Source organism: Trichormus sp. NMC-1 (genome assembly GCF_001858025.1).
In the GTDB taxonomy this organism is placed as follows: domain Bacteria; phylum Cyanobacteriota; class Cyanobacteriia; order Cyanobacteriales; family Nostocaceae; genus Anabaena.
This window is the reverse complement of sequence record NZ_LZQD01000001.1, coordinates 1,350,887-1,373,904: the sequence shown is the minus strand read 5'-3', so window position 1 is coordinate 1,373,904 and position 23,018 is coordinate 1,350,887. Positions and strand designations below refer to the sequence as shown.

The 23,018-nt window shown below is 41.6% G+C and carries 17 protein-coding genes and 1 pseudogene; 12 read left to right on the top strand and 6 right to left on the bottom strand.

Annotated elements, in window-relative coordinates:
- Both A9Y75_RS06135 and glgP read left to right on the top strand, forming a co-directional pair.
- Positions 1-719 (top strand): transposase (locus A9Y75_RS06135; protein ID WP_071188625.1); only part of this gene is annotated, 719 nt, incomplete at its 5' end.
- Positions 720-1,066: 347 nt separating this feature from the next.
- On the top strand, positions 1,067-3,631 hold the full coding sequence (glgP, locus tag A9Y75_RS06130) for an alpha-glucan family phosphorylase (protein ID WP_071188624.1): 2,565 nt from the start codon (positions 1,067-1,069) through the stop codon (positions 3,629-3,631).
- A gap of 334 nt (positions 3,632-3,965) precedes the next feature.
- Here glgP and A9Y75_RS06125 read toward each other — a convergent pair whose 3' ends face one another.
- Positions 3,966-6,020 carry a thioredoxin domain-containing protein gene (locus A9Y75_RS06125; RefSeq protein WP_071188623.1) on the bottom strand — a complete coding sequence of 685 codons (2,055 nt, stop codon included), beginning with the start codon at positions 6,018-6,020 and terminating at the stop codon, positions 3,966-3,968.
- A gap of 381 nt (positions 6,021-6,401) precedes the next feature.
- Positions 6,402-6,557, bottom strand: coding sequence for a hypothetical protein (locus A9Y75_RS28300; RefSeq protein ID WP_177176118.1), 156 nt, complete (start codon positions 6,555-6,557; stop codon positions 6,402-6,404).
- A gap of 518 nt (positions 6,558-7,075) precedes the next feature.
- Between A9Y75_RS28300 and clpP the strand changes: the two are divergent.
- Positions 7,076-7,630, top strand: a pseudogene (gene clpP / locus A9Y75_RS26225) (ATP-dependent Clp endopeptidase proteolytic subunit ClpP); the annotation flags it as partial.
- Here the strand turns inward: clpP and A9Y75_RS29000 are convergent.
- Positions 7,546-8,325 carry a hypothetical protein gene (locus tag A9Y75_RS29000; RefSeq protein WP_201788385.1) on the bottom strand — a complete coding sequence of 260 codons (780 nt, stop codon included), beginning with the start codon at positions 8,323-8,325 and terminating at the stop codon, positions 7,546-7,548. The pseudogene clpP and the gene A9Y75_RS29000 overlap by 85 nt on opposite strands.
- Before the next feature lie 37 nt (positions 8,326-8,362).
- Positions 8,363-9,154 carry a hypothetical protein gene (locus A9Y75_RS06110; RefSeq protein WP_071188622.1) on the bottom strand — a complete coding sequence of 264 codons (792 nt, stop codon included), beginning with the start codon at positions 9,152-9,154 and terminating at the stop codon, positions 8,363-8,365.
- A gap of 972 nt (positions 9,155-10,126) precedes the next feature.
- Here A9Y75_RS06110 and A9Y75_RS06105 point away from each other — a divergent pair.
- From A9Y75_RS06105 to A9Y75_RS06095, 3 genes are all read left to right on the top strand, one after another.
- On the top strand, positions 10,127-12,493 hold the full coding sequence (locus A9Y75_RS06105; RefSeq protein ID WP_071188621.1) for a ribonuclease R family protein: 2,367 nt from the start codon (positions 10,127-10,129) through the stop codon (positions 12,491-12,493).
- Positions 12,494-12,510: 17 nt separating this feature from the next.
- A complete protein-coding gene (locus A9Y75_RS06100) occupies positions 12,511-13,131 on the top strand; it encodes a flavin prenyltransferase UbiX (protein ID WP_071188620.1) in 621 nt (206 codons plus the stop codon).
- 183 nt (positions 13,132-13,314) lie between these two features.
- Positions 13,315-13,977 (top strand): hypothetical protein, encoded by a 663-nt coding sequence (locus A9Y75_RS06095; RefSeq protein ID WP_071188619.1) that lies wholly within the window; start codon positions 13,315-13,317, stop codon positions 13,975-13,977.
- Between the two features lie 19 nt (positions 13,978-13,996).
- On the opposite strand, the gene A9Y75_RS06090 is transcribed toward A9Y75_RS06095, so the two are convergent.
- Positions 13,997-14,191, bottom strand: a complete 195-nt coding sequence (locus A9Y75_RS06090; RefSeq protein WP_071188618.1) for a hypothetical protein — start codon at positions 14,189-14,191, stop codon at positions 13,997-13,999.
- A gap of 425 nt (positions 14,192-14,616) precedes the next feature.
- Between A9Y75_RS06090 and A9Y75_RS06085 the strand changes: the two genes are divergently transcribed.
- A complete protein-coding gene (locus tag A9Y75_RS06085; protein WP_071188617.1) occupies positions 14,617-16,269 on the top strand; it encodes an NB-ARC domain-containing protein in 1,653 nt (550 codons plus the stop codon).
- A gap of 174 nt (positions 16,270-16,443) precedes the next feature.
- Entirely contained in the window at positions 16,444-16,998 is a 555-nt protein-coding gene (locus tag A9Y75_RS06080; protein WP_071188616.1) for a shikimate kinase, read from the top strand.
- Between the two features lie 97 nt (positions 16,999-17,095).
- On the opposite strand, the gene A9Y75_RS06075 is transcribed toward A9Y75_RS06080, so the two are convergent.
- A complete protein-coding gene (locus tag A9Y75_RS06075) occupies positions 17,096-18,316 on the bottom strand; it encodes an RNA-guided endonuclease TnpB family protein (protein WP_071188615.1) in 1,221 nt (406 codons plus the stop codon).
- Positions 18,317-18,511: 195 nt separating this feature from the next.
- On the opposite strand from A9Y75_RS06075, the gene argB reads away from it, so the two are divergent.
- The 4 genes from argB to A9Y75_RS06055 all read left to right on the top strand — a co-directional run bounded on the left by argB (position 18,512) and on the right by A9Y75_RS06055 (position 22,959).
- Complete coding sequence (gene argB / locus A9Y75_RS06070) at positions 18,512-19,405, top strand: acetylglutamate kinase (RefSeq protein WP_177176117.1); 894 nt, start codon at positions 18,512-18,514, stop codon at positions 19,403-19,405.
- Positions 19,406-19,514: 109 nt separating this feature from the next.
- The gene (locus A9Y75_RS06065; protein ID WP_071188614.1) at positions 19,515-20,036 is read left to right on the top strand and encodes a tetratricopeptide repeat protein; all 522 of its coding nucleotides are present in this window, start codon (positions 19,515-19,517) and stop codon (positions 20,034-20,036) included.
- A 14-nt stretch (positions 20,037-20,050) separates the two neighbouring features.
- On the top strand, positions 20,051-20,866 hold the full coding sequence (locus tag A9Y75_RS06060) for a DUF3153 domain-containing protein (RefSeq protein WP_071188613.1): 816 nt from the start codon (positions 20,051-20,053) through the stop codon (positions 20,864-20,866).
- A gap of 203 nt (positions 20,867-21,069) precedes the next feature.
- A complete protein-coding gene (locus A9Y75_RS06055) occupies positions 21,070-22,959 on the top strand; it encodes a bifunctional serine/threonine-protein kinase/formylglycine-generating enzyme family protein (protein ID WP_071188612.1) in 1,890 nt (629 codons plus the stop codon).
- The last annotated feature ends 59 nt before the right edge of the window (positions 22,960-23,018 follow it).

Below are 23,018 nucleotides of genomic sequence, written 5' to 3'. Positions count from 1 at the left end.
ATAAAACTATTATTGGCTTAAATTTAATTAGTCTATATTACAGTGATATTAATGGTAATTCAGTACCAATAAATTATAGAATATATGATAAAAAGGAGGGAAAAACAAAAAACGATTATTTTAGAGAAATGGTAATTGAAATAATAAGCTGGGGAGTCAAACCCAGAATGGTAACAGGAGATAGTTGGTATTCTGGAGTAGAAAACTTGAAATTTCTAAAAAACCAGAAATTGGGTTTCCTATTCGGAATTGAAAAAAATAGAACTGTTTCAAATGAGCCACACAAGTATTGTCAAGTAAGCACTCTGGCTATTCCCCAAGAAGGATTAAGGACTCATCTGAAAGAATTTGGATTTATAAAATTGTTTAGGAAAGACTTTAAAAAGGAAGACTCTAGACATTATATTTTATATCTACTAGATGAGGAGAAAATCAAAGACATAACCAGAAGTACCTTTATCACAATTCATGATACCCATTGGGGTATTGAAACATTTCATCGAGCCATAAAACAAGTATGTGGAATTTGTCGGTTCATGGTTAGAGATACCTGTGCAATCAAAACTCATATATTTTGTTCACTTCAAGCTTTTGTGAAATTGGAGTTTATGCGCTCTGAAAATATAATTAGCAATTGGTATGAAGTACAAAGGAATCTGTTTACTTCTGTTGTCCGTGAGCATATTTTTGCCAACCTTCGCAAGGATGCCATTATCTAGACTACATAGATGATATTTTTTGTCAATGCGTAAGTCCTAGAGTAGTTGGTAGTGGAAATCCTCAGGCTAAACTACTGATTAATCCAGTGCTAAAGGTAAATCTATTGGCGTATATCGCAGTATACAAGTATCAAGGAAAAATTAAATTTTACTAAGTTAGGAATACGAACAAAGGAAACCTATAGACCGATAACGTGTTTTGGTGTAAGGTTTAGCAACGCCGGGAAGAATTTTTCTCAATGCGTAAGAAAGTCATCATAAATTCACAAACATTGTATAAAGAATTGGCAACATTGGAGAAAGACGGTAAACAATAACCATAGCTTAATTTAAATTTTTGTCACACTATGCAGCCAATTCGCACATTCAACGTATCTCCTTCACTACCGCAGCGACTAGAACCACTGCGAAAATTAGCATACAATCTGCACTTTGATTGGAATGTTGAGAGCAAAGACCTATTTCGCCGTTTAGACCCCGATTTATGGGAATCTAGCCATCATAACCCAGTGTTGATGCTGGGGACTATCAGCCAAGGGCGGCTTTTGGAAGTTGTCGAAGATGAAGGCTTCCTAGCGCAAATGGATAGAGCGGCTCGTCAGTTAGAAGATTATTTGCAAGAGCGCACGTGGTATCAAAAACAACGCCCTCAGCAAACTAAGGAATGCTATGCTTATTTTTCGGCTGAGTTTGGATTGGTAGACTGTTTACCTGTCTATTCCGGTGGTTTAGGTGTACTAGCAGGGGATCACCTCAAATCGGCTAGTGATTTGGGATTACCGCTGGTGGGTGTGGGCTTACTTTACCAACAAGGTTACTTTGCTCAGTATCTCAATGCTGATGGTTGGCAGCAAGAACGCTACCTCATCAACGATTTTTATAATATGCCCTTGCATTTGGAGCGGAATCCTGATGGCTCTGAGCTAATAATTGCGGTAGATTATCCAGGACGTAAGGTGTATGCCAGAGTATGGCGTGTGCAGGTGGGAACTGTACCCCTGTATATGCTGGATACCAACATTGAACCTAACAATCCTTACGACCACGATATCACTGACCAGCTGTATGGTGGTGACATCGATATGCGTATTCACCAAGAAATTATGCTGGGTATTGGTGGTGTACAGATGCTCAAAGCGTTGGGCTATAAGGTAACTGCTTACCACATGAATGAAGGTCACGCGGGGTTCTCTGCCCTAGAGCGTATCCGCCTTTTGATTCAGGAAGAAGGACTGAGTTATGCTCAAGCTAAACAAGTAGTGGCTTCCAGTAATATTTTTACTACCCACACACCAGTTCCAGCGGGGATTGACTTGTTTTCTCCCGACAAAATCTTGTACTACCTGGGATATTACGCAGATATTTTTGGCTTACCTAAAGAACAATTTTTAGGACTGGGGCGAGAAAATACTGGGGATTTATCTGCACCTTTTAGTATGGCGGTGCTGGCGCTGAAGATGGCAACATTTTCTAATGGTGTGGCACAACTACACGGTGTAGTTTCGCGGCAAATGTTTCAAGGTCTGTGGCAGAAAGTCCCAGTCGAAGAAGTGCCGATTACTGCCATTACTAACGGTGTTCATGCTCGGAGTTGCGTTGCTAAATCAACTCAGGAGTTGTACGATCGCTATCTAGGTCCAAACTGGTCATCAGCACCACCAGATAGTCAGTTGTGGGAACGGATGGAGGCTATTCCTGATGAGGAATTATGGCGCAATCACGAACGCTGCCGTTTAGACATGATTTTGTATGTTCGGGAGCATTTAGTGAAGCATTTACGCGATCGCGGTGCTTCTGCTTCCGAAATCGCTCTATCCCAAGAAGTGCTTGATCCCAAAGTTTTAACCATTGGCTTTGCTCGTCGTTTTGCTACCTACAAACGCGCTACTCTGTGGATGCGCGATTTAGAACGAATTAAGCAGATTTTGCTAAGTAACAAAGATCGCAAAGTCCAATTTGTGATTGCGGGGAAAGCACACCCTAAAGATATCCCTGGTAAAGAATTGATCCGCGATATCAATCACTTCATCCGCGAACAGCATTTAGAAAAACACGTCGTATTTGTTCCCAATTATGATATCCACATCGCCCGGTTGATGGTGGCAGGTTGTGATATCTGGTTAAATACGCCCCGTCGTCCCCGTGAAGCTTCTGGTACTAGCGGCATGAAGGCAGCAATGAATGGATTGCCAAATTTAAGTGTACTAGATGGTTGGTGGGATGAGGCTGATTATGTCCGTACCGGTTGGGCAATTGGACATGGTGAAAATTACGAAGATCCCAATTACCAAGATGAGGTAGAAGCCAACGCTCTCTATGAATTGCTAGAGAAAGAAGTTGTACCTTTATTTTATGAGCATCGGGACGGTGATGGCTTACCTCGTCCGTGGGTGGCAAAAATGAAGGATTCCATCCGGTTAAATTGTCCGTTTTTTAATACAGCGCGGATGGTGCGGGAATATGCACAACGGGCTTATTTCCCCGCGAGCGATCGCTATCATACCCTCACTGTTGATAATTACGCCCCTGCTAAAGAATTAGCAGATTGGAAAGCAAAACTAGGTCAACACTGGTTTAACATCAAAATCAAAGATGTTGATGTCTCCGCAGTCTCAGAACTTCAAGTTAATCAAACTGTAGCGGTAAAAGCTAAGGTTGATTTAGCAACTTTGAAAAATGATGATGTGCAAGTAGAACTATACCAAGGTTCTATTGATGCTAATGGCGATATTGTTAATGCTGTGCCAGTGGTGATGGATTACCAAGGTCAGGATCATGAAGGATTAAGCATTTACACAGGAAGTATCACTTACACCACCTCTGGTTTGCAGGGCTTGTCTTTGCGTGTGTTACCCCAGAACCAACACCTCGCTAGTCCTTATGAACCGAGGTTAATCGCTTGGGCTGAGTAAGCATTTTGTGTCTGATACAGCAGAATTCAGGAGTCAGGAGTCAGGAGTCAGGAGTCAGGAGTAAAACTGGCTTTGTGTATAGGTTTCAATTTAGATTTTGTACCTCCTAACTACGCAACCTGCTGTATATAGCGGTTTTAAGCTCTGTAAAGTCAAGTTTTAAATCGCACAACCTCTATGGGGCGGGTTTTCCCGCCCTTAATTGTATTTCATTTTTGTATCGGCTGTCATTATAGCGACCGCCAAGGTGGTTAGGACATGAACTAATGATAAAACCTAGACAAAAAGAGACTTTCAACTCTGTCACCTGTCACCTGTCACCTGTCACCTATCATTACATTCTATTTTGACTGCGCTGCACCTGAAGAAGTAACTCTTCTACACTCGCTGCTGCGGGAAGACATTTCAACCCTTGACAGACTAAACCAAAGCTTCCTGCTGGTAACTCTGATACCATTGCCAAGACAGTAGTTGGTAGATATTTGGGGATCAAAGATGTTAGCTGCTCACGGTTACTCCGAATCAAGGTTGAATTACGATACCAATCTAAAGCTGTAAATAAACTAGGACAAGCTTGGGGAGAGTTACTCATTACACCTCTAAACGCTCTCAAACCTTGTTCAGCTAAATCTAAGTAATGCAGATTATCAGTCAATAAGGATAGACGAACTAAATTAGCGATCGCAATCCCATTTGCTGAAGGTGTGGCATTATCTATATAACTACGCTCCCTGACGATTAAATCTTGACTATTATCACTAGCTGTGTTAAAGTAACCACCTAGTTCTACACTCCAGAGAAATTCGTTAAATTCTTCTTGAAGAGCAACAGCCTTTTCCAACCAATCATTTTGAAGGGAAGCTTGGTGTAAATCCAACAGCGACTTAATAAAAAAAGCGTAATCCTCAGATTGAGCTAAAACACTTGCTTCACCTTGATAGTTAAGTCGGTAGAAACGTCCATCTACAAACTGATTATCTAAGATAAAATTCGCCGCTTTTGCTGCTAATTCCCAATAACTTGGTTGTCCAAACACCACAGCAGCCCTAGCCAAACCCGAAATCATCAAGCTATTCCAGGCTACAATCATTTTTGTATCGGTTACCGCCGGAATGCGACCAGGCCATTCGGTTGTTTTTGCTTCTTGATTATCTGCCGCTGGTGGAAAAATTGTTAACGTCTCAGGTGTAGAACCATAACGAGCAGCAAACAACTTACTCAAAGAGATTTCCAGGGTTTGACTGAGTTCACCCTGATGCAATCTTTGTAAAACATTTTGTCCTTCAAAGTTGCCGTTAGCCGTAACCGTAAAATTTTGTTGTAATTCCTTTAATTCTGCCGATGTTAACAGTTGCTCTAATTGGCTGTAAGTCCAAACATAAAAAGCGCCTTCCTCTGGTTCTACCGCTGTAGGATGAGTAAAACTATCCGCATCTTGAGCAGCATAAAAGTAACCACTGGGTGCAGTCATTTCTCGTTGCAACCATTTGACAGTTCCAGCGACAGCCCTCTCAAAAGCTGGTTGCTGTATTCCCGCACTCCACAAATTTCCCAGATACTCCACAATCTGACCGTTATCATAAAGCATCTTTTCAAAATGGGGGACAGTCCAAGTGGGATCAACAGTGTAGCGATGAAAGCCACCACCTACATGATCATAAATCCCACCCAAAGCTAAATCTAATCCCCGTTGAGTACAGACTTGCTGTCTATCATACTGAGATTCATAATTAAACCGAGTTCCACGCCATGCAAATTCAGCGTAGGGGATCATCGGAAAACTATTACCAACTTGCTTAGGAATAATGATCCCCGTGCTAGTTTCCCAACCGTTGAGCAATAATTCCTGATCTTCAGTTTCCTGAGTATTGCTGTTTTGCAAGACCGCAGATGTCAGCAATGCCTCAACAACCACCGCTTTACGTTGGCGCAACTCTTCTTTTTCGGTATCGTAGTAACGGCGTAAAGCTTGCAAAACCTGTAAAAATCCAGGACGACCATAGCGGGGATCAACAGGGAAGTAAGTTCCCGCGTAAAACGGCACTAAATCATCTGGAGAAAGAAAAACATTTAACGGCCAACCCCCTTGACCACTCATCATCTGCAAAGTCTGCATATAAATGCTATCCAGGTCAGGTCGTTCTTCCCGGTCTACTTTAATGGGAAGAAAATTGGCATTCATGTATTCAGCGATCGCTAAATCAGAAAACGCTTCTCCTTCCATCACCGTACACCAGTGGCAACTAGAATAACCAATGGAGAGAAAAATCGGTTGATCTTGTTCCCTGGCAGTGGTAAGTGCTTCGTCACACCAAGACCACCAGTCAATCGGATTTTCGGCGTGTTTGCGGAGATAGAGGCTTTTGGCTTCAGCAAGGCGATTAGTCATGGTTCAAAACAGGCAATAACCTTTTTTGCTCAGTCTACCCTTTTAATATTATGTTCGCCTAATTACCAAACGTTACATTGCTAAGTAGTTAGGAACAATTAAATATAAAACCTTTCTGGTAAATCTCTCCTCTACAAGGAGACAGGCTTTGACTCCCCCTTCCCCATAACAGGTAAGGAATTAGGTCTATCTTCTATTTTTTAACGCCCACTTACTTAGTGAGGAAAAGAGAGAACAGGCAACGCGGAAGAATCTTACCGATCCCCAGGCAATTGATGAAATTTTGTTAAGCTTTGGACATTTAACTTGCATAATTATGGCGGGCAAGATGCCCGCACCACAAGAGTTTTTCTGAGATATGCAATTTAAAAGTTGATGAGCTTATTTCAAAAAGTTAAACGTGGAACCGATGACTGACGCTGGTATTTCAGACATAGGTGATACACCCTTAGCCGGAATTCGAGTACTAGTATTGAGTCCGGCCGTCAGGTGCAGTAAAAAGGTAATCAAAGCAGCTTGTATAAGTCTTTCCAGCATATTACTTTTCTCTCTTAATTGATAGCATTTCAAGTAAGACTAGTTATTCTAAATACACCTCATATTTTCGATTTACCAGATTTGACGAATATGTCCGGATAATTAACCAGAACAAATTTGAAAAATGTGAAAAAAGTTACTAATACCTGAAAAATAATTTCGAGTCATCGAAATCTACATTTTTCCAATCAAGGCAATCCAGAGGTGTAGGGTAAGAGGTAGCTCAGGTGAGAAGAGACAGAACAGGATTTAATCTTCCTGTGATTCAGCCCTCTTTTCGGACAACCATAGCCACTGAGACGCTTGTCGCACTAAAAAAGTGTCCGTCAAAGAATTTTAGATTTTAAATTTTAGATATTTTGGTGTAATAAATCTGCTTGTTGAGAACTCATTATGGGGAAATAAACGCTGATATTGTCTAGTTCTCAAGCTTTTTCCCAATATTCATTTGCTTATCTAAACACAATCAGCCATTGACATCGATAGAATAAATGGAAAATAGCTATAAGCACCTGTCCATGATTCCTATCGTTATTGAACAATCGGGTCGAGGCGAACGCGCTTTCGATATCTACTCACGGCTGTTACGTGAGCGCATCATCTTTTTAGGACAACAGGTTGATAGCAGTCTTGCTAACTTGATTGTTGCCCAATTGCTGTTTTTAGATGCTGAAGACTCGGAGAAAGACATTTATATGTATATCAATTCTCCCGGTGGTTCGGTTACGGCGGGGATGGGAATTTTCGACACCATGAAGCATATCCGCCCTGATGTCTGTACTATTTGTACTGGATTAGCGGCTAGTATGGGCGCTTTCCTCCTCAGTGCTGGTGCTAAAGGTAAACGAATGAGTCTACCCCATTCGCGGATTATGATTCATCAACCTCTAGGTGGCGCTCAAGGACAAGCGACTGATATTGAAATTCAGGCGCGGGAAATTTTATACCACAAGAAAAGGCTAAATGATTTTTTAGCAGATCACACAGGTCAGCCAATTGAGCGTATTGCTGAAGATACTGAACGTGACTTCTTCATGTCTCCTGAAGAAGCTAAGGAATATGGCTTAATTGACTCCCCATCTCCCCATCTCCCCATCTCCCCATCTCCCCATCTCCCCATCTCCCCATCTCCCCATCTCCCCATCTCCCCATCTCCCCATCTCCCCATCTCCCCATCTCCCCATCTCCCCATCTCCCCATCTCCCCATCTCCCCATCTCCCCATCTCCCCATCTCCCCATCTCCCCATCTCCCCATCTCCCCATCTCCCCATCTCCCCATCTCCCCATCTCCCCATCTCCCCATCTCCCCATCTCCCCATCTCCCCATCTCCCCATCTCCCCATCTCCCCATCTCCCCATCTCCCCATCTCCCCATCTCCCCATCTCCCCATCTCCCCATCTCCCCATCTCCCCATCTCCCCATCTCCCCATCTCCCCATCTCCCCATCTCCCCATCTCCCCATCTCCCCATCTCCCCATCTCCCCATCTCCCCATCTCCCCATCTCCCCATCTCCCCATCTCCCCATCTCCCCATCTCCCCATCTCCCCATCTCCCCATCTCCCCATCTCCCCATCTCCCCATCTCCCCATCTCCCCATCTCCCCATCTCCCCATCTCCCCATCTCCCCATCTCCCCATCTCCCCATCTCCCCATCTCCCCATCTCCCCATCTCCCCATCTCCCCATCTCCCCATCTCCCCATCTCCCCATCTCCCCATCTCCCCATCTCCCCATCTCCCCATCTCCCCATCTCCCCATCTCCCCATCTCCCCATCTCCCCATCTCCCCATCTCCCCATCTCTACTAAAACCCAGCAATGGGGTCTGGTTGAGATTTGAGGTAGTTAAGAAAATCTAGCAACTCTTCTTCACTGAGTAAAGAGCGCCCTAGCTTCCCGTAGGTTTTTTTGAGAAATTCCCTTCCTTGTTCTTTAGTCCAGCCTAAACGCTCTATTTGGACATCTGTTTGGGCAATGACATCAGATAAATTAACTGGTTCATTTTTTCTCTTTCTTGTTCCTATACCTAACTGCACACCAATATCTTCTGGAGGAGAATAACTGCGTGGGGTAAATGGTGTGACATTACTGGGAGTTATTTCTGGTAAGAAGGGGTAATGCTCAGATTCTTGATCTGATAATATCTTTAAACTTTCCCCTGGGGGATCAAGTTGTTGTTCTTGAGTAGTATGTTCTGGAAAACTTTGACCTAACACTGGGTTGTAGGTATCTGGTGCCGATATTTCTCTATTGCTGACTGTTGACGATTGATTACTGACAACATCCTTAGGGACTATTCCGGACTCATCTGAGATAGTTCTGGGATTGAAGGAGGGATTTACCTGAATTGAGGAAATTGGTTTTGGGGTAAATATACCTGTTTCCCCAGTTGCTTTGGTGATTCCTAAGACCATAAGCGCCCTATTTCTGGCTTGGTCTTCAGCCGCTTCTACAGTTTCTGCACCTGCCATACCAGTGGAGCGGGTGATGCCTTCAATTTGCACAGTGACTCGGACGATATATTTTCCTTGAAAAATTTGTACTAATTCCGAGATAATACTGCTGTTAGGATACAAGCTCTGGAATTGAGCCAACATAATAGTTCCACCAATCTAAATCTGTTTAATTACTCGGTTGATGTCTTCTGTGTACACAGGTTACATCCTTTCAGTGAATTGAAAACTCTGGTCGAGAGTCACTTTAATTTTAGTGTTCCTCGTAGGACTTCAGGGTACTTTTCGCGGTATGATCATGTGTCACGATTGTAGCAGCAGCTGTTTTTTGAGCAAATTTTTGGCTACTGTTGAGTAACTTAGGGTGTTCTTCCTTTCAATGCTATACTAATTACCCAATTCGATATCTAAAAGTATTTTCTGGAAGTGCGCTCTAAATCTACAATGATAAGGATAAGGTTCGCCCTCACGGATTGTTAAGCTGCTTACCTGATTGTGACCGATTCTACATATGGGAAAATTGGGTTGAACGGCAGTTTCTCCTAGTTAAAATTCAGATTCTTATGGCAGACAATTACCTTTAATCTAGACAATCCAACACCTGTGTTTCCCGTAGGTATAAGCTTTCTGGGTATGATGGAGAGTTCTCTAAACCAAACCTCTCGAAAACCCATAGCGTAATTACCTGGTGGAGCAAAATTGAGTATCAGGAGTGCCTTGTAAGATTGCTTAGGTAAAGAAAGTTTAACCCAGACAGATTCTGAGAGTGTCGTGCAGTGAGAAGTCCGAGCAGAGGCTTTCTCTGAGAGGAACTTCGGTAGCCTTACCTTCTCTACGAGACGCTACGCATAGCTTGCTTCTCCGCAGGGTTACAGAGAATTAGTTTGTAGTAAATTTCTTCTGTAATCCGTGAGGGTATACAGGGAAGAACCAGATTAAACAACGGACACTTTAAAGCCTGTCACAAGCCACTGGCGACGACTCTCTAGACCAGAGCCAGACAGTGGCTCCTGAAGTTGGGAAACCCACCCACAGTGCTGGCTGATCAACGGGGGAGAACCTCCGCACGTAAGTGTTCTCAAAAAATGATGTTTTGACCAAAGGTCGGTTCACTGCATGGAATTTTCAATCGCTACACTCCTTGCCAATTTCACCGATGATAAATTGGTAGCTCGTAAAGTCTTGGAAAAGAAACTCGGTTGTGAGGATGAAGAGAGTCTAGAAAAACTTCACATTGCTTTGGAGGTGCTGGAAAAAGTAGGGCTGTTGGTGAAGGAACGGGGTAAATACCGCCGGGTAACAGAAGAAGGCTTAATTGAAGCAAAACTGCGCTGCTCTAGTAAAGGGTTTTGCTTTGCAATTCAAGATGTGGAAGGCTCTGAGGATATTTACATCCGCGAAAGCCATTTGAGTAATGCCTGGAATGGCGATCGCGTTTTGGTCAGAGTTCTCAAGGAAGGTAGTCGCCGTCGTTCACCTGAAGGTGAAGTGAAGCTAATTCTAGAGCGTTCAAATCACACTTTACTGGCACGAATTAAGCAAGTAGAAGGCGGTTTTCGGGCTGTCCCCTTGGATGATCGTTTGCTGTTTGAATTGAAACTGCTCACAAACGGCATGAAATTGGAGCAAGCGCTCGATCACTTAGCCCATGTAGAAGTCCTGCGTTACCCACTAGCTCAGTATCCCCCCTTGGGTCGAGTGGTGCAAATTCTCGGTAGTGATGCTGAAGCTGCGGCTGATATAGATTTAGTAACTTGTAAGCATGATCTTTCACGTAATTTTCCTGAGAATGTCCTCGATGTAGCCGCTAAATTACCTAAAAAGCTTCTCAAAGCAGATTTAAAAAATCGGGTAGATTTACGTAATTTGTTTACTCTAACCATTGAAGGGGTAAATGGTGATGACCGTGTAGTAGAAAATGCTTTTAGTTTGGAAAAAATACCAAACAAACCTTGGCTATTAATTGTTCATATTACGGATCTTTCCCACTATATCCAACCGGATGAACCCTTAGATAGAGAGGCGCTCAAGCGCGGAAAGTCAGTGTATCTAGGAGAATTAATTCTGCCGATGTTACCAGATGCTGTAGCTGAACGCTGTTCTTTATCACCTGGTAGCGATCATTTAGCCCTATCCGTTGTGATCACAATTCATCCCCAATCGGGAGAAGTGTTGGACTGGGAAATTCAACCTAGTGTAATCAATGTAGACAAGGCTGTCAGTAAACAACAAGCCGAAGCGATTCTCACAGGTAAATCAACAAAAGTAACTGCTGAGAGTATCGAGATATTACAGGACTTAGAAAGTTTGGCGCAAGCAGCCAAACAAGCGCGATTAGCTCGTGGTAGCTTGCAGTTGAATCTCCCACCCAGTCAAAATCCCTACTATGATGAAGGAGTGATGGGGGCTGTGGTAGTCAATGATTTACCTGTGCGATCGCTCTTAACCGAGTTGGTACTATTAGTAAATCAACTTCTGGCAGATCACCTCAGTGCGTTGGGAGTTCCTGCCATTTGGCGAGTCCAAGGCACGCCTGATACCGAAGATGTTCAGGAAATGCTGAAACTGGCGATTAATTTAGGTGTGGAGTTAACACTAGATCCAGATGCGGATATCCAACCCTTAGATTACCAACACTTAACTAGTGCTTTTGCTGAATCACCATCTGAGCAAGTTCTTACCTATTTGTTGCAAGATACCCTCAAGCCATCTGTATACAGCACAACTAAAGGTTCTCACTTTGGTTTGGCTCTAACACAGTATCTCCACTTTAGCTCTCCTCTGCGGCGCTACCCAGATTTACTCATGCAAAGGGTATACCATTCACTACTAGAATACGGACGCGATCGCCGCAATACCCGTGTGAAAGAGCGTGTGAACCTGCGTCACTCCTCTAGTCATGCGGAAATTAACTGGAACGTTCTCCCCCCAGAGTTGCAACAAGAACTCCAAAGTGATTTAACCAGAGTACTTGTCCAGATTAATGACAGAGAAAAAGAAGTCCAAGAAGCCGAAGCTGATTTAGCTGGACTGCAAAAAGCCCAACTAATGAAACAGCGAATTGGGCAAGTTTTTCCTGGCGTGATCACAGGTGTTCAATCATACGGATTCTTTGTAGAAATCGAAGTTCCAGCCGCAGAATTAGAAATAGGTTCCCAGCTAGGTACACCGTTGCGAGTAGAAGGACTAGTACACGTCAGTTCACTCAAAGATGATTGGTATGAATATCGTGCTAGACAGCAGGCTCTATTTGGGCGCAAAAATCGCGCTTCCTATAGATTAGGCGATCGCGTCGCAGTCCAAGTGAAGAGTGTTGATTACTACCGCCAGCAAATTGATTTAGTCACTGTTGGTGCTGATGGTGTAGCCAAGAACTTGGGCATTGGTACAGGAAATCAAGATATATCAGACATTTACTTACAAAATGACCTGGAATCTCTTGACTTAGATCCCTATGTAGATCCCTATGCTGATGATGAGTAAATATTCTGGATAATAGCGTGCTAAATGAGACAAAACCTTTAATTTTGGGCGTATCCGGTGCATCAGGTCTGATTTACGCCGTTCGCGCTCTTAAATTTCTTCTGGAAGCAGAGTATAAGATTGAACTAGTGGCTTCCAAATCAACTTACATGGTTTGGCAAGCAGAACAAGAAACCCGAATGCCAGCGGACCCGGAAGGACAAGAGCAATTTTGGCGAGAACAAGCCGGAGTGCCACTATCAGGTAAACTGCATTGTCATCCTTGGAGTGATGTTGGGGCTGGTATCGCCAGCGGTTCCTTTCGGACTTTAGGGATGATTATTATACCATGCAGCATGAGTACAGTAGCAAAACTGGCAGTTGGCTTGAGTTCCGATTTACTAGAACGGGCTGCGGATGTCCAGATAAAAGAAGGACGCAAACTAGTTATTGTTCCCAGAGAAACTCCTTTTAGCTTGATTCACCTGCGGAACTTAACAACCCTAGCAGAAACAGGAGTTAGAGTCGTCCCCGCTATTCCTGCCTGGTATCACAATCCGCAAACCATTGAAGATTTAGTTGATTTTGTAGTAGCCCGTGCCTTAGATCAACTAGATATTGACTGTATTCCCATCCAGCGCTGGCAAGGTCATCGTTAAATAGTTATCAGTTATCACTGTTCAGTGATAACTGATAAAAGGAATGAAGTTGAGGAATATCTCTTTAATCAACAAAACTTGACAGTCACATCTCTACGAGACACAGCGCCGAATCTTTATGATCTCTTCTTTCTCTCTTCCTTCGTGTCCTTCGCGTCTTCGCGGTTCGTTCTGCATTTTCTTATGGCTGTAATTCGCTTAATTCTGTTGGTAGCTGTGCTGGGAGGACTGATGCTGTTGTTAGTCCAAAACTTGTCGCCAGCGCTTCCATTGGTATTTTTGGGGATGCGGACTCAAGCATTACCATTAGCTTTGTGGATTTTCTTGAGCATCGCCACTGGTGCTTTCACATCTATATTAATTGCCACTTTATTGAAATTTACTAATTATTTTGCTCAACCACCAGAAAGAACTTCTTCTCAATCACCTGTAAATTCACAACGTGTGAGGACAACTCCCAGAAAAGAATCGACACCTTATCCTAGTAGTCCACCACCCGCCACTAGTAAACCCGATTACACTACTAGCCAGGAATTTGATGATTGGGAGACAAAGCCTACTGATGATGATTGGGATTTTGAAGAACAACCACAAACAGCCAGTGCTAAAACCGCTGAACCCCAGCAAGCACCTAAAACTGCTTCTCAACCTGGGTCAGTTTACTCATACAATGCTCAAGAACCAAAAAATACTGGTGTGGGAAAAACTGAATCTATTTATGATGCTGATTACCGAGTAATTATCCCTCCATATCAACCATCAACTACTAATCAAGCAGATGATGATGATTGGGATTTTTTTGAAGACGACGAATTTGAGGATGAAAATGAAGGCTCTCGCCGATAAACTTATCAATTAATTCATCCTAATTTATACCACACTTTTCTCGTGATTCCTGCTTGATTTTGCCCATCATAGCAGCTTCCTGCAAAGTCATGAAGGCATTAAAGTCCTCTAAGTTGTACTGGGTGGTTAAAAGTTGCCTGAGTTGGTTTTCTGCTTCTACAGTTAAATAACCAGTTGTCAAAGCTGTTTGCACAACGTCTAAAATTCGAGTCATAGCTGAAACCTCATTCATACCACATTGATTGATGGGAGTTTAGTTGAGAGAGAAAGAACTTTTTTGTCTAAACATGGAAAAGTGGGTTATGGTTTACACCTTGATATCGAGATTCAAGTGATCAAGGCTGGCCATGAGTCAATTTGAGAATCAAAAACTGTCTTGTTAGCTACATAGTATTGAGGAAGGCTTTATTCACTCACCAGATAAAGTGGGATTTTTTTATATTGACAGAATTTATTTCCTTAAAGTTTCAAACAAGTTATATGAAATTTCTATTAAGTTCAAGAATACCTAAGTAGTAAATAAGAACGCACCTAACAATCGTTATTAATTTCGTTATAAATTTATCATTAGTTTATTCTGACTTTACATAACAAACGTTAGTATATCGCTATCTAACTGTAAATATACTAATAACAATGATGATGGTACTAGGTTCTCAACCAGTGGAAGAAGAATTTATAGAAGCTCAAAAAAATTGGGAGTTAGAGAAATTATACTTAGATTTAGCTTCTGCAAAGAGAAAAGCCTTAACACCGCTGGAAAAGAAATTCCTGAGAGGTTTGCTTTGTGGTTGTAGTCCTGCGGAAATAGCGAATAGAGTTTATCAAAGTCGCAGTAGCAGTACAGTCAGAGTTTATTTGTCTAATGGATTATATAAATACATAGAGGATATGCTGAGTACTCAAGCCGGATACTCAGTCAAGGTCAAAAACTGGAGTCATGTGACTCATTTGTTAGAAAAGGCTGGATATAAAAAAAGTTGGATTCAATTAAACCCAATCGTCACTTTGATCAAAGATACGCAAGAGCAAGAAACGGAGTTAATTGAACTGAAATCCCCAAAAATTCAAGATTGGGGTGAAGCCGTTGATGTCAGTGGCTTTTGTGGAAGGACGACAGAATTAGCCACAGTTTCAGACTGGATTTTACAACAGCGCTGTCGGTTAGTTGTACTTTTGGGGATGGGTGGAATTGGTAAAACTGCTTTTTCTATCAAGTTAGCAGAAGGAATTCAAGATCAGTTTGAGTATGTGATTTGGCGATCGCTACATCTATGCCCATCGATAGATGTAATCTTAAGTAATATCATGCAGATATTATCGCCAACTCTAGAGATAGATCAGACAGCAACTCTGAATAGCAGAATTTCCCAACTGATTCAGAGTTTACGCAATGCTCGTTGTCTTTTGGTCTTAGATCATGTTGACTCAATTTTATCTAGTGCTGATGGAGAAAATACTGAAGTTTCTTCGCCCACGGAACGTAATACACCTTACGTTATTTCACAGATTCGATATCGTCCTGGTTATGAGGGTTATGGTGAATTAATTAGAAGGGTGGGAGATTCCCAACATCAAAGCTGCTTATTATTAACTAGCCGACAAAAACCGCCGGAAATTGCGGCTATTGAAGGAAAAAAACTACCTGTTCGTTCTGTAAACTTGACTGGTTTAAGCAAGAAAGATAGCCTAGTTATCCTCAAAGCTAAAGGATTCGCTGAACTTCAATATACTGAATGTAGTGTATTGATTGACTACTATGCTGGTAATCCCTTATTTTTAAAATTAGTTGCTACGACTATTCAAGATTTATTTGGTGGTAGTATCTATGAGTTTTTGGAACAGGGTACTTTAGCGTTTGGTGATATTCGCCGGATTTTAGATCAGCAGTTCCATCCTTTGTCGGAGTTAGAGACATCTATTATATATTGGCTGGCGCTGAATCCAGATTGCGCTTCTATGCTTACTGTACCGAGTAATATTATTCCCGGCTTGTCACCACGATTAGCACAAAGGTTAATTCTGGAAACGATAGAATTACTGCAACGGCGATCGCTGATTGAAAAAGCTAAAGTGCGGTCAGATGTTAATTCTACAGCCCCGCTCATGAACACACAAGTATTTTGTTTATCACCTGGCATCGTTTTCAGGGACTATGTAATTGAACGCTTAATGGAAGAAAATTTTAAATCTCATCTAGCCGCAGAAAGTAACCTATTGCTGCGTAATCCAATTTTAGCGGCGCAATTGAAAATAGACATGAAAAAAAGTATTGTTAATAGCAAGGTTTAAATCAGTTCCAGCAGAATTCAGGAGTCAGTAGGGGCGTATTGCAATACGCCCGTACAGGAGTCAGGAGTAAAACTGGCGAATAATGTGTCTAGGTTTCAATTTTGATTCTGTACCTCATTGATCTGCAATCTGCTTTATCAGTAATAAATCATAAAACTGGAGTAAAGTCACTTGGTGAGTAATTTATTAAAAGGAGTCAACCTATATTTAATTGGGATGATGGGTGTGGGTAAGACGACAGTAGGGCGCTTACTAGCACAGCAACTAGGTTATGGGTTTTTGGATACTGATGATGTTATAGTCAAAGCTGCTAAAAAATCCATTAATGAGATCTTTGCAGATGAAGGGGAAGCAGCATTTCGCCAATTGGAAAGTGAGATTTTAGCTCAAGTTTGTGCTTATACTAAGTTGACCATAGCCACTGGTGGCGGAATTGTACTAAAGCGGGAAAATTGGGGCTATTTGCGTCACGGGTTGATAGTGTGGCTGGATGTGCCGGTGGAAATTCTGTTGCATCGGTTAGCAGAAGATCAGACAAGGCCACTTTTACAAGATTCTCACCCTGAAGATAAATTGCGGTCGCTCCTCGAACAACGCCAATCGCTTTACTCTCAGGCAGATTTACATATTACCATCACCGAATCAGAAACACCAGAACAAATTGCCACACGCATCTTAGAAGTAATTCCCAGCATTCTCAAAACTGAAGATTCACAACACCGAAATTGATCTGAGGAACTTTTGTGATCCTAAGTTGCTTTCATGTTTTGATCATTTGACACTCTCAGGTCTAAAGACACTGAGATTCTTTAATCAACGACGTGACTTACTTAAACAGGATTTCTCCAGCCTGAGCAGAGGTCTCATCTCCCAAAGCGTTGCTTGCGCGGCAGTTTGGGGGAAGAATAAATCTCCCCCCATCTGCCTTGTCTAGCGCAAAAGTTCCCGTATGCCCTACGGTACTCAATCCTCGACTAAGGATGTTTCTAGCTGCATTTTCGTCTCTATCCATTACAAAACCACATTTACAAACGTGCGTTCTAGTGGATAGCGTTTTCTTGACAATTTCACCGCAACTAGAGCATTCAGAGCTTGTATATTGCGGGTTGACCGCTACCGTGACTTTCTTGAATACTTTTCCAAAATATTCAAGCCAGACACGGAACTGATACCAAGATGCGTCATTTATTGACTTGGCTAAACAATGATTTTTCGCCATGTTTTTAATCCTCAAATCTTCATAGGCTATCAAGTCGTTAGACTGAACTACGCACCGTGCTAATTTCACAGCATGGTCTTTACGTTTCCTACTTATTTTGAGGTGGCGTTTTCCTAAAAAAGTCTTAGCTTTGCCTCTATTTTTTGACCATTTGACTTTTCTAGAAACACGACGCTGCGAACGTTTAAGAACTTTGTCTGCTTCACGAAGAAACTTAGGATTCTCAATCATTACGCCATTAGAGTCGGTGTAGTATTCTTTTAACCCTACATCTAATCCAATCGTATTTCCTGATGGTTCTACATTCTCTTGACGGTTAACATCAATACAAAATTGACAATAATAACCGTCAGCCCGTTTTACCAATCTCACCCGTTTTATTTGGTTGATTTGGTAGAAATGTAGGTCACGAGTTCCTTTAATTTTTAATCTGCCAATACCTTTTTTGTCGGTAAAAGTGATGGATTTACGATTATCCTCAAGTTTCCAACCAGAAGTTTTGTATTCAACAGAACGGCAATCTTTCTGAAACTGAGGAAAGCCCTTCTTACCGGCAATACCTTTTTTACAGTTTTCATAGAATCGGGTAATAGAAGACCATGCTCTTTCAGCACTAGCTTGTCTAGCCATTGAATTGAGTTCCGAGGCAAATGGAAAATTAGTCGCTAAAACAGCACAATATTTCTGCAAGTCGTTTTTACCTGTATCTTTAACGTCCATCCATAGCCGAATACAGCTATTACGAACGAATTGGGCAGTGCGAATTGCATCATCTATTGCTGCTAACTGAACTGATTTTCCGTAAACCTTAAACTCAAAAACTAGCATCTCTCTACCTCCAATCTTATACTACCGATTCCGGTATAAGATTGTCAAGATACTTGGTAGTATATGATTGAAGGCGGTTAAAACCGCCCGTGTTGCTTATATCTCAGCACGCTTTGTGACTGAGCTTTACGCTTACCGGGTATTGCTATAACAACCTGACATCCTAAATCTCAAATCCAAAATTGGAAGATCCTCATGATGGTGAACGATAACGAGTACATCAGGCAAGCTGAAGCTAATCGCGTCGAAATCCTCAGCGAAGCACTACCTTACATTCAACAATTTGCTGGTCGCACCGTTGTTGTCAAATACGGAGGTGCAGCGATGAAAGATAGCACCCTTAAAGATAAAGTTATCCGCGACATTGTATTTTTGTCTTGCGTCGGATTGCGACCAATTTTAGTACATGGCGGTGGACCAGAAATTAACAGTTGGTTAGGTAAACTGGGAATTGAGGCACAGTTTAAGAATGGTTTGCGCGTCACCGATGCAGCTACAATGGATGTTGTGGAAATGGTGTTAGTCGGTCGAGTCAATAAAGAAATTGTCTCCTTGATTAACCAAGCTGGTGGTATGGCGGTGGGACTTTGTGGTAAAGATGGTCACTTAATCACCGCCCGTCCCCAAGGTGATGAAGGTATTGGCTTTGTGGGGGAAGTCAGCAATGTGAATATCAAAATTTTAGATACTTTGTCTAAAAATGGTTATATTCCCGTAGTTTCTAGCGTGGCGGCTGATGATAGCGGACAAGCTTACAATATCAACGCTGATACTGTTGCGGGGGAAATAGCTGCTGCACTGGGGGCGGAAAAGTTGATTTTGCTCACCGATACCAGGGGGATTTTAAAAGATTATCAAGATCCTTCTACCTTAATTGCCAAAGTAGATATTCCTGAAGCTCGTGAATTAATTGCCGATGGCATAGTCAGCGGGGGTATGATTCCTAAAGTGACTTGTTGTGTGCGATCGCTCGCCCAAGGAGTCAAAGCCGCACACATCATTGATGGTCGCATTCCTCACGCCCTGCTGTTAGAAATCTTCACAGATGTGGGGATTGGAACCATGATTCTGGGTTCTCAGTTTAAATAATAATTTGGTGATTGGTAATCGGTAATTGGAAAAACTCTAACCTTTTTGCTTTTCTTAATTCCCTATTACAAATCACCACCAATGCCCAATGACCAATGCCCAATGACCAATGACTACAGAAAGTTTAGAAATTGCCAAATCTCATTACGAAACTGGAAAACTTGCCTTTGAAAATGGGCAATATCGGGAAGCTGTAGAAAATTTAGAACAAGCCAGCGTCTTGTTAGCAAGGAATACACGCTTTGCAGGTGAAGTCGATATTTGGTTAGTAACGGCTTATGAAGCGGCTGGAAGGACTGATGATGCGATCGCACTTTGTCAACAACTTCGTCGTCATCCCCACTACGAAACCAAGAAACAAGCACGGCAGTTAATCTATATTTTACAAGCGCCCAAACTGCAAAGACCAAAAGAATGGATGACAGAAATCCCCGATTTGGCTGCAATTTCTGATCACGACTCCAAAAGACTTGTCGCTGTTAAACCTACAAAATCTATCCCTAGACAGAAGTCTGCGGAACCAGAATATGTAGACCTTAGCAAAGTTAATACAAGAGATAATAGTTTTATCTGGGCAGCATTAATTGCTGTGGGTATAACTATTTCCTATCTAGTTTGGTTAAGTTTTTGAGAGATGATTAAATCATGAATATATCTAATTTACAAAAAATTGTATTATCTTTGATTGCAGCAATTACTTTCAGGTTTATCAAAAACAGACTAAAACCTATTTCCTGGGTTGTAATATCTGCCGCTTTCATGTTATCTGGTTGCGTTCAATATGATTTAGGAATTAACTATAACAATACGAATAACGGCGAAATAGTACAGCATATTCAGTTATCTGAAAAATTAACCAGCTTTAGCGGTGATTATATCTGGGAATGGTTAAATAGTTTAGAACGTCGAGCGCGAAAATTAGAAGGTTCAGCAAAGCGAATTTCTCCAGAAGAACTAATTGTGAAAATTCCCTTCAGTAATGGGAGAGAATTACAAGAAAAATTTAGCGGCTTTTTCAATTACCGCAGTTCTCAAAATCCTAATCAAGTCCCCCAAGATTCAGAAATACCAACTATTGCTTCCAACTTACTTGTAGAGGAAAACAATTTTTTGCTATTATCAAGAAATCGTTTGATTTACGATTTAGATTTGCGTTCCCTTTCTGCACTTACCAGCAAAAGAAACGTTTTAGCTGGTTCTGCTTCCGTTCTGAATTTAGACTTTAGCTTGCAGACACCTTGGGGAGTTAAAACTATTCAAAAAACTGAAGATGCAATTCAACCAGAAAAAGATGGTAAACAACTAATATGGAAACTCAAACCAGGTGAACTAAACCATATAGAAGTAGTTTTCTGGCTTCCCAATATGTTGGGTATTGGTGCTTTGATAATTATCCTATTTGTTTGGGGTGGTTTTTATTTGCGATATACATTGTTATCTGAACCAGGATTTACAGGATGAAAGGATTTTCTGGTTCCCATACTCTGTGTGGGAATGAATTATTGAAGGCTCTGCCTTCCTTTATATTAGAGTCAGAGACTCTATGATGGTATTCCCAGTCAGAGACTGGGAACAAGACAAAACTTGTAATAGGTGCTTTACGTAATTCTTGCCGATATCATTGTATATATTGAAAATATCAAAGTATCTACCAAAACCCACCCATGTCTCAGATATGTTGTCTGAACCCAGACTGCTATAACCCACCTGTTCCCGACAAAACCAAATTTTGTCCTAACTGCGGTGTTCCTTTGGTTATCCTCAGAAACCGTTATCGTCCGGTTAAACCTTTGGGTGGTGGAGGTTTTGGTAAAACTTATTTAGCCCAAGATATTGATAAATTAAATGAAAAATGCGTAATTAAGCAATTTGCACCCCAAACTCAGAATACCTACGCATTAAAAAAAGCCAAAGATTTGTTTGATCAAGAAGCAAAACAGCTAAAAGACCTTAATCATTCTCAAATTCCGCAATTACAGGCATATTTTGATGAAGATGACTGTTTATATTTAATTCAGGATTTTATCGACGGTGAGAATTTATTAATTGAATTAGCAAATGGAGAAACTTTTGATAATCAAAAAATCCGAGAATTATTACTTAATCTATTACCAGTTCTGAAAACAGTTCATGATCAAGATATCATTCACCGAGATATCAAACCAGAAAACATCATGCGTCGTCGTGATAGTAAATTGTTTTTGATTGATTTTGGTGCTTCCAAACAACTCCAGGGGACAATGCGTCCAGGAACAAAAATTGGTACTTTTGGTTATGCTGCTGCGGAACAAATGGAAGATAGGGAAGTTTATCCTGCAAGTGATTTATTTAGTTTAGGTGCAACTTGTTTTCATTTAATGACTAGAGTTCATCCTTGGGAGTTATGGAAAACTCAAGGTTACAGTTGGGTGAAAAAATGGCGGAGTCATTTACAGCAATCTGTTAGTTTAGAATTAGGACAAATTTTAGATAAGTTATTACAACTAGAATATCAAAATCGTTATCAATCAGCGGAGGAAGTTTTACAGGTTTTACAACCTCCTCCAAAATTCACAAATTCTTCCCGTCGTGGTTTTATTAAAACTGGTGCTTTATTTATTGGTGGTGTGACTGTTGCAGTAGTTGTACAAAATATATTTGGGACTAAAAATCAAAAATCAACACCAGAAATTACAACTTCTGCAAATACACCAACTCCTCAAAATACACCAACTCCTGAAATTACAACTTCTTCCAATAACCTGAATAGTTTCAACTTTGAAGTTGTGAAAACCGACTCTACAGGAAGCATTATTAGTAGAAGTAACTCCTCAGCAAATTACTTTACCGAAGACTTGGGAAATGGTGTGACTTTGGAAATGGTGGAAATACCAGGGGGAACATTCTACATGGGTTCACCAGAAAATGAAGCACAACGAGATTCAGATGAAAGTCCCCAACATCAAGTTACTGTTCCCAGTTTCTTCATGGCAAAATATCAATTGACACAGGCACAATATCAAGCTATTATTGGCACTAATCCCTCAAACTTCAAAGGTAATAATCGCCCAGTTGAAAAAGTTAGTTGGGATGATGCAGTTGCTTTCTGTCAGGGGTTAAGCCAAAAAACAGGAAAAAACTACAGATTACCAAGTGAGTCTGAATGGGAGTATGCTTGTCGAGCGGGAACAACTACACCTTTTTATTTTGGTGAAAGTATTACCCCGGATCTGGTAAACTATGATGGTAATTATCCCTATGCTTCTGCACCAAAAGGACAGTATCGTCAACAAACCACAGATGTAGGCACTTTTCCCCCTAACGCTTTTGGTTTGTATGATATGCACGGGAATGTGTATGAATGGTGTTTAGATGACTATCAACAAAACTATAGTAATGCGCCCATAGATGGTAGTGCCTTGACAAGTCTAAACGTTAACACTAGATTAATACGTAGTAGTTCTTGGAACGCCTTCGGTACAGGCTGTCGTTCTGCCGTTCGGAACTTGAACACGCGTGTCCATAAGGACAGCATCATGGGTTTCCGTGTAGTCGTATCTTCCAGGACTCAGTAACCCTTTGCTCTCTTTCCCTCTTGCGCTCTGCGCTTTTTTCTTTTCCCTTCTTTACTTTC

Coding starts and splice junctions, on each gene's coding strand:
- glgP (WP_071188624.1), top strand. CDS start 1,067: ATGCAGCCAATTCGCACATTCAACGTATCTCCTTCACTACCGCAGCGA.
- A9Y75_RS06125 (WP_071188623.1), bottom strand. CDS start 6,020: ATGACTAATCGCCTTGCTGAAGCCAAAAGCCTCTATCTCCGCAAACAC.
- A9Y75_RS28300 (WP_177176118.1), bottom strand. CDS start 6,557: ATGCTGGAAAGACTTATACAAGCTGCTTTGATTACCTTTTTACTGCAC.
- A9Y75_RS29000 (WP_201788385.1), bottom strand. CDS start 8,325: ATGGGGAGATGGGGAGATGGGGAGATGGGGAGATGGGGAGATGGGGAG.
- A9Y75_RS06110 (WP_071188622.1), bottom strand. CDS start 9,154: ATGTTGGCTCAATTCCAGAGCTTGTATCCTAACAGCAGTATTATCTCG.
- A9Y75_RS06105 (WP_071188621.1), top strand. CDS start 10,127: ATGGAATTTTCAATCGCTACACTCCTTGCCAATTTCACCGATGATAAA.
- A9Y75_RS06095 (WP_071188619.1), top strand. CDS start 13,315: ATGGCTGTAATTCGCTTAATTCTGTTGGTAGCTGTGCTGGGAGGACTG.
- A9Y75_RS06090 (WP_071188618.1), bottom strand. CDS start 14,191: ATGACTCGAATTTTAGACGTTGTGCAAACAGCTTTGACAACTGGTTAT.
- A9Y75_RS06085 (WP_071188617.1), top strand. CDS start 14,617: ATGATGGTACTAGGTTCTCAACCAGTGGAAGAAGAATTTATAGAAGCT.
- A9Y75_RS06075 (WP_071188615.1), bottom strand. CDS start 18,316: ATGCTAGTTTTTGAGTTTAAGGTTTACGGAAAATCAGTTCAGTTAGCA.
- argB (WP_177176117.1), top strand. CDS start 18,512: ATGATGGTGAACGATAACGAGTACATCAGGCAAGCTGAAGCTAATCGC.
- A9Y75_RS06065 (WP_071188614.1), top strand. CDS start 19,515: ATGACTACAGAAAGTTTAGAAATTGCCAAATCTCATTACGAAACTGGA.
- A9Y75_RS06060 (WP_071188613.1), top strand. CDS start 20,051: ATGAATATATCTAATTTACAAAAAATTGTATTATCTTTGATTGCAGCA.
- A9Y75_RS06055 (WP_071188612.1), top strand. CDS start 21,070: ATGTCTCAGATATGTTGTCTGAACCCAGACTGCTATAACCCACCTGTT.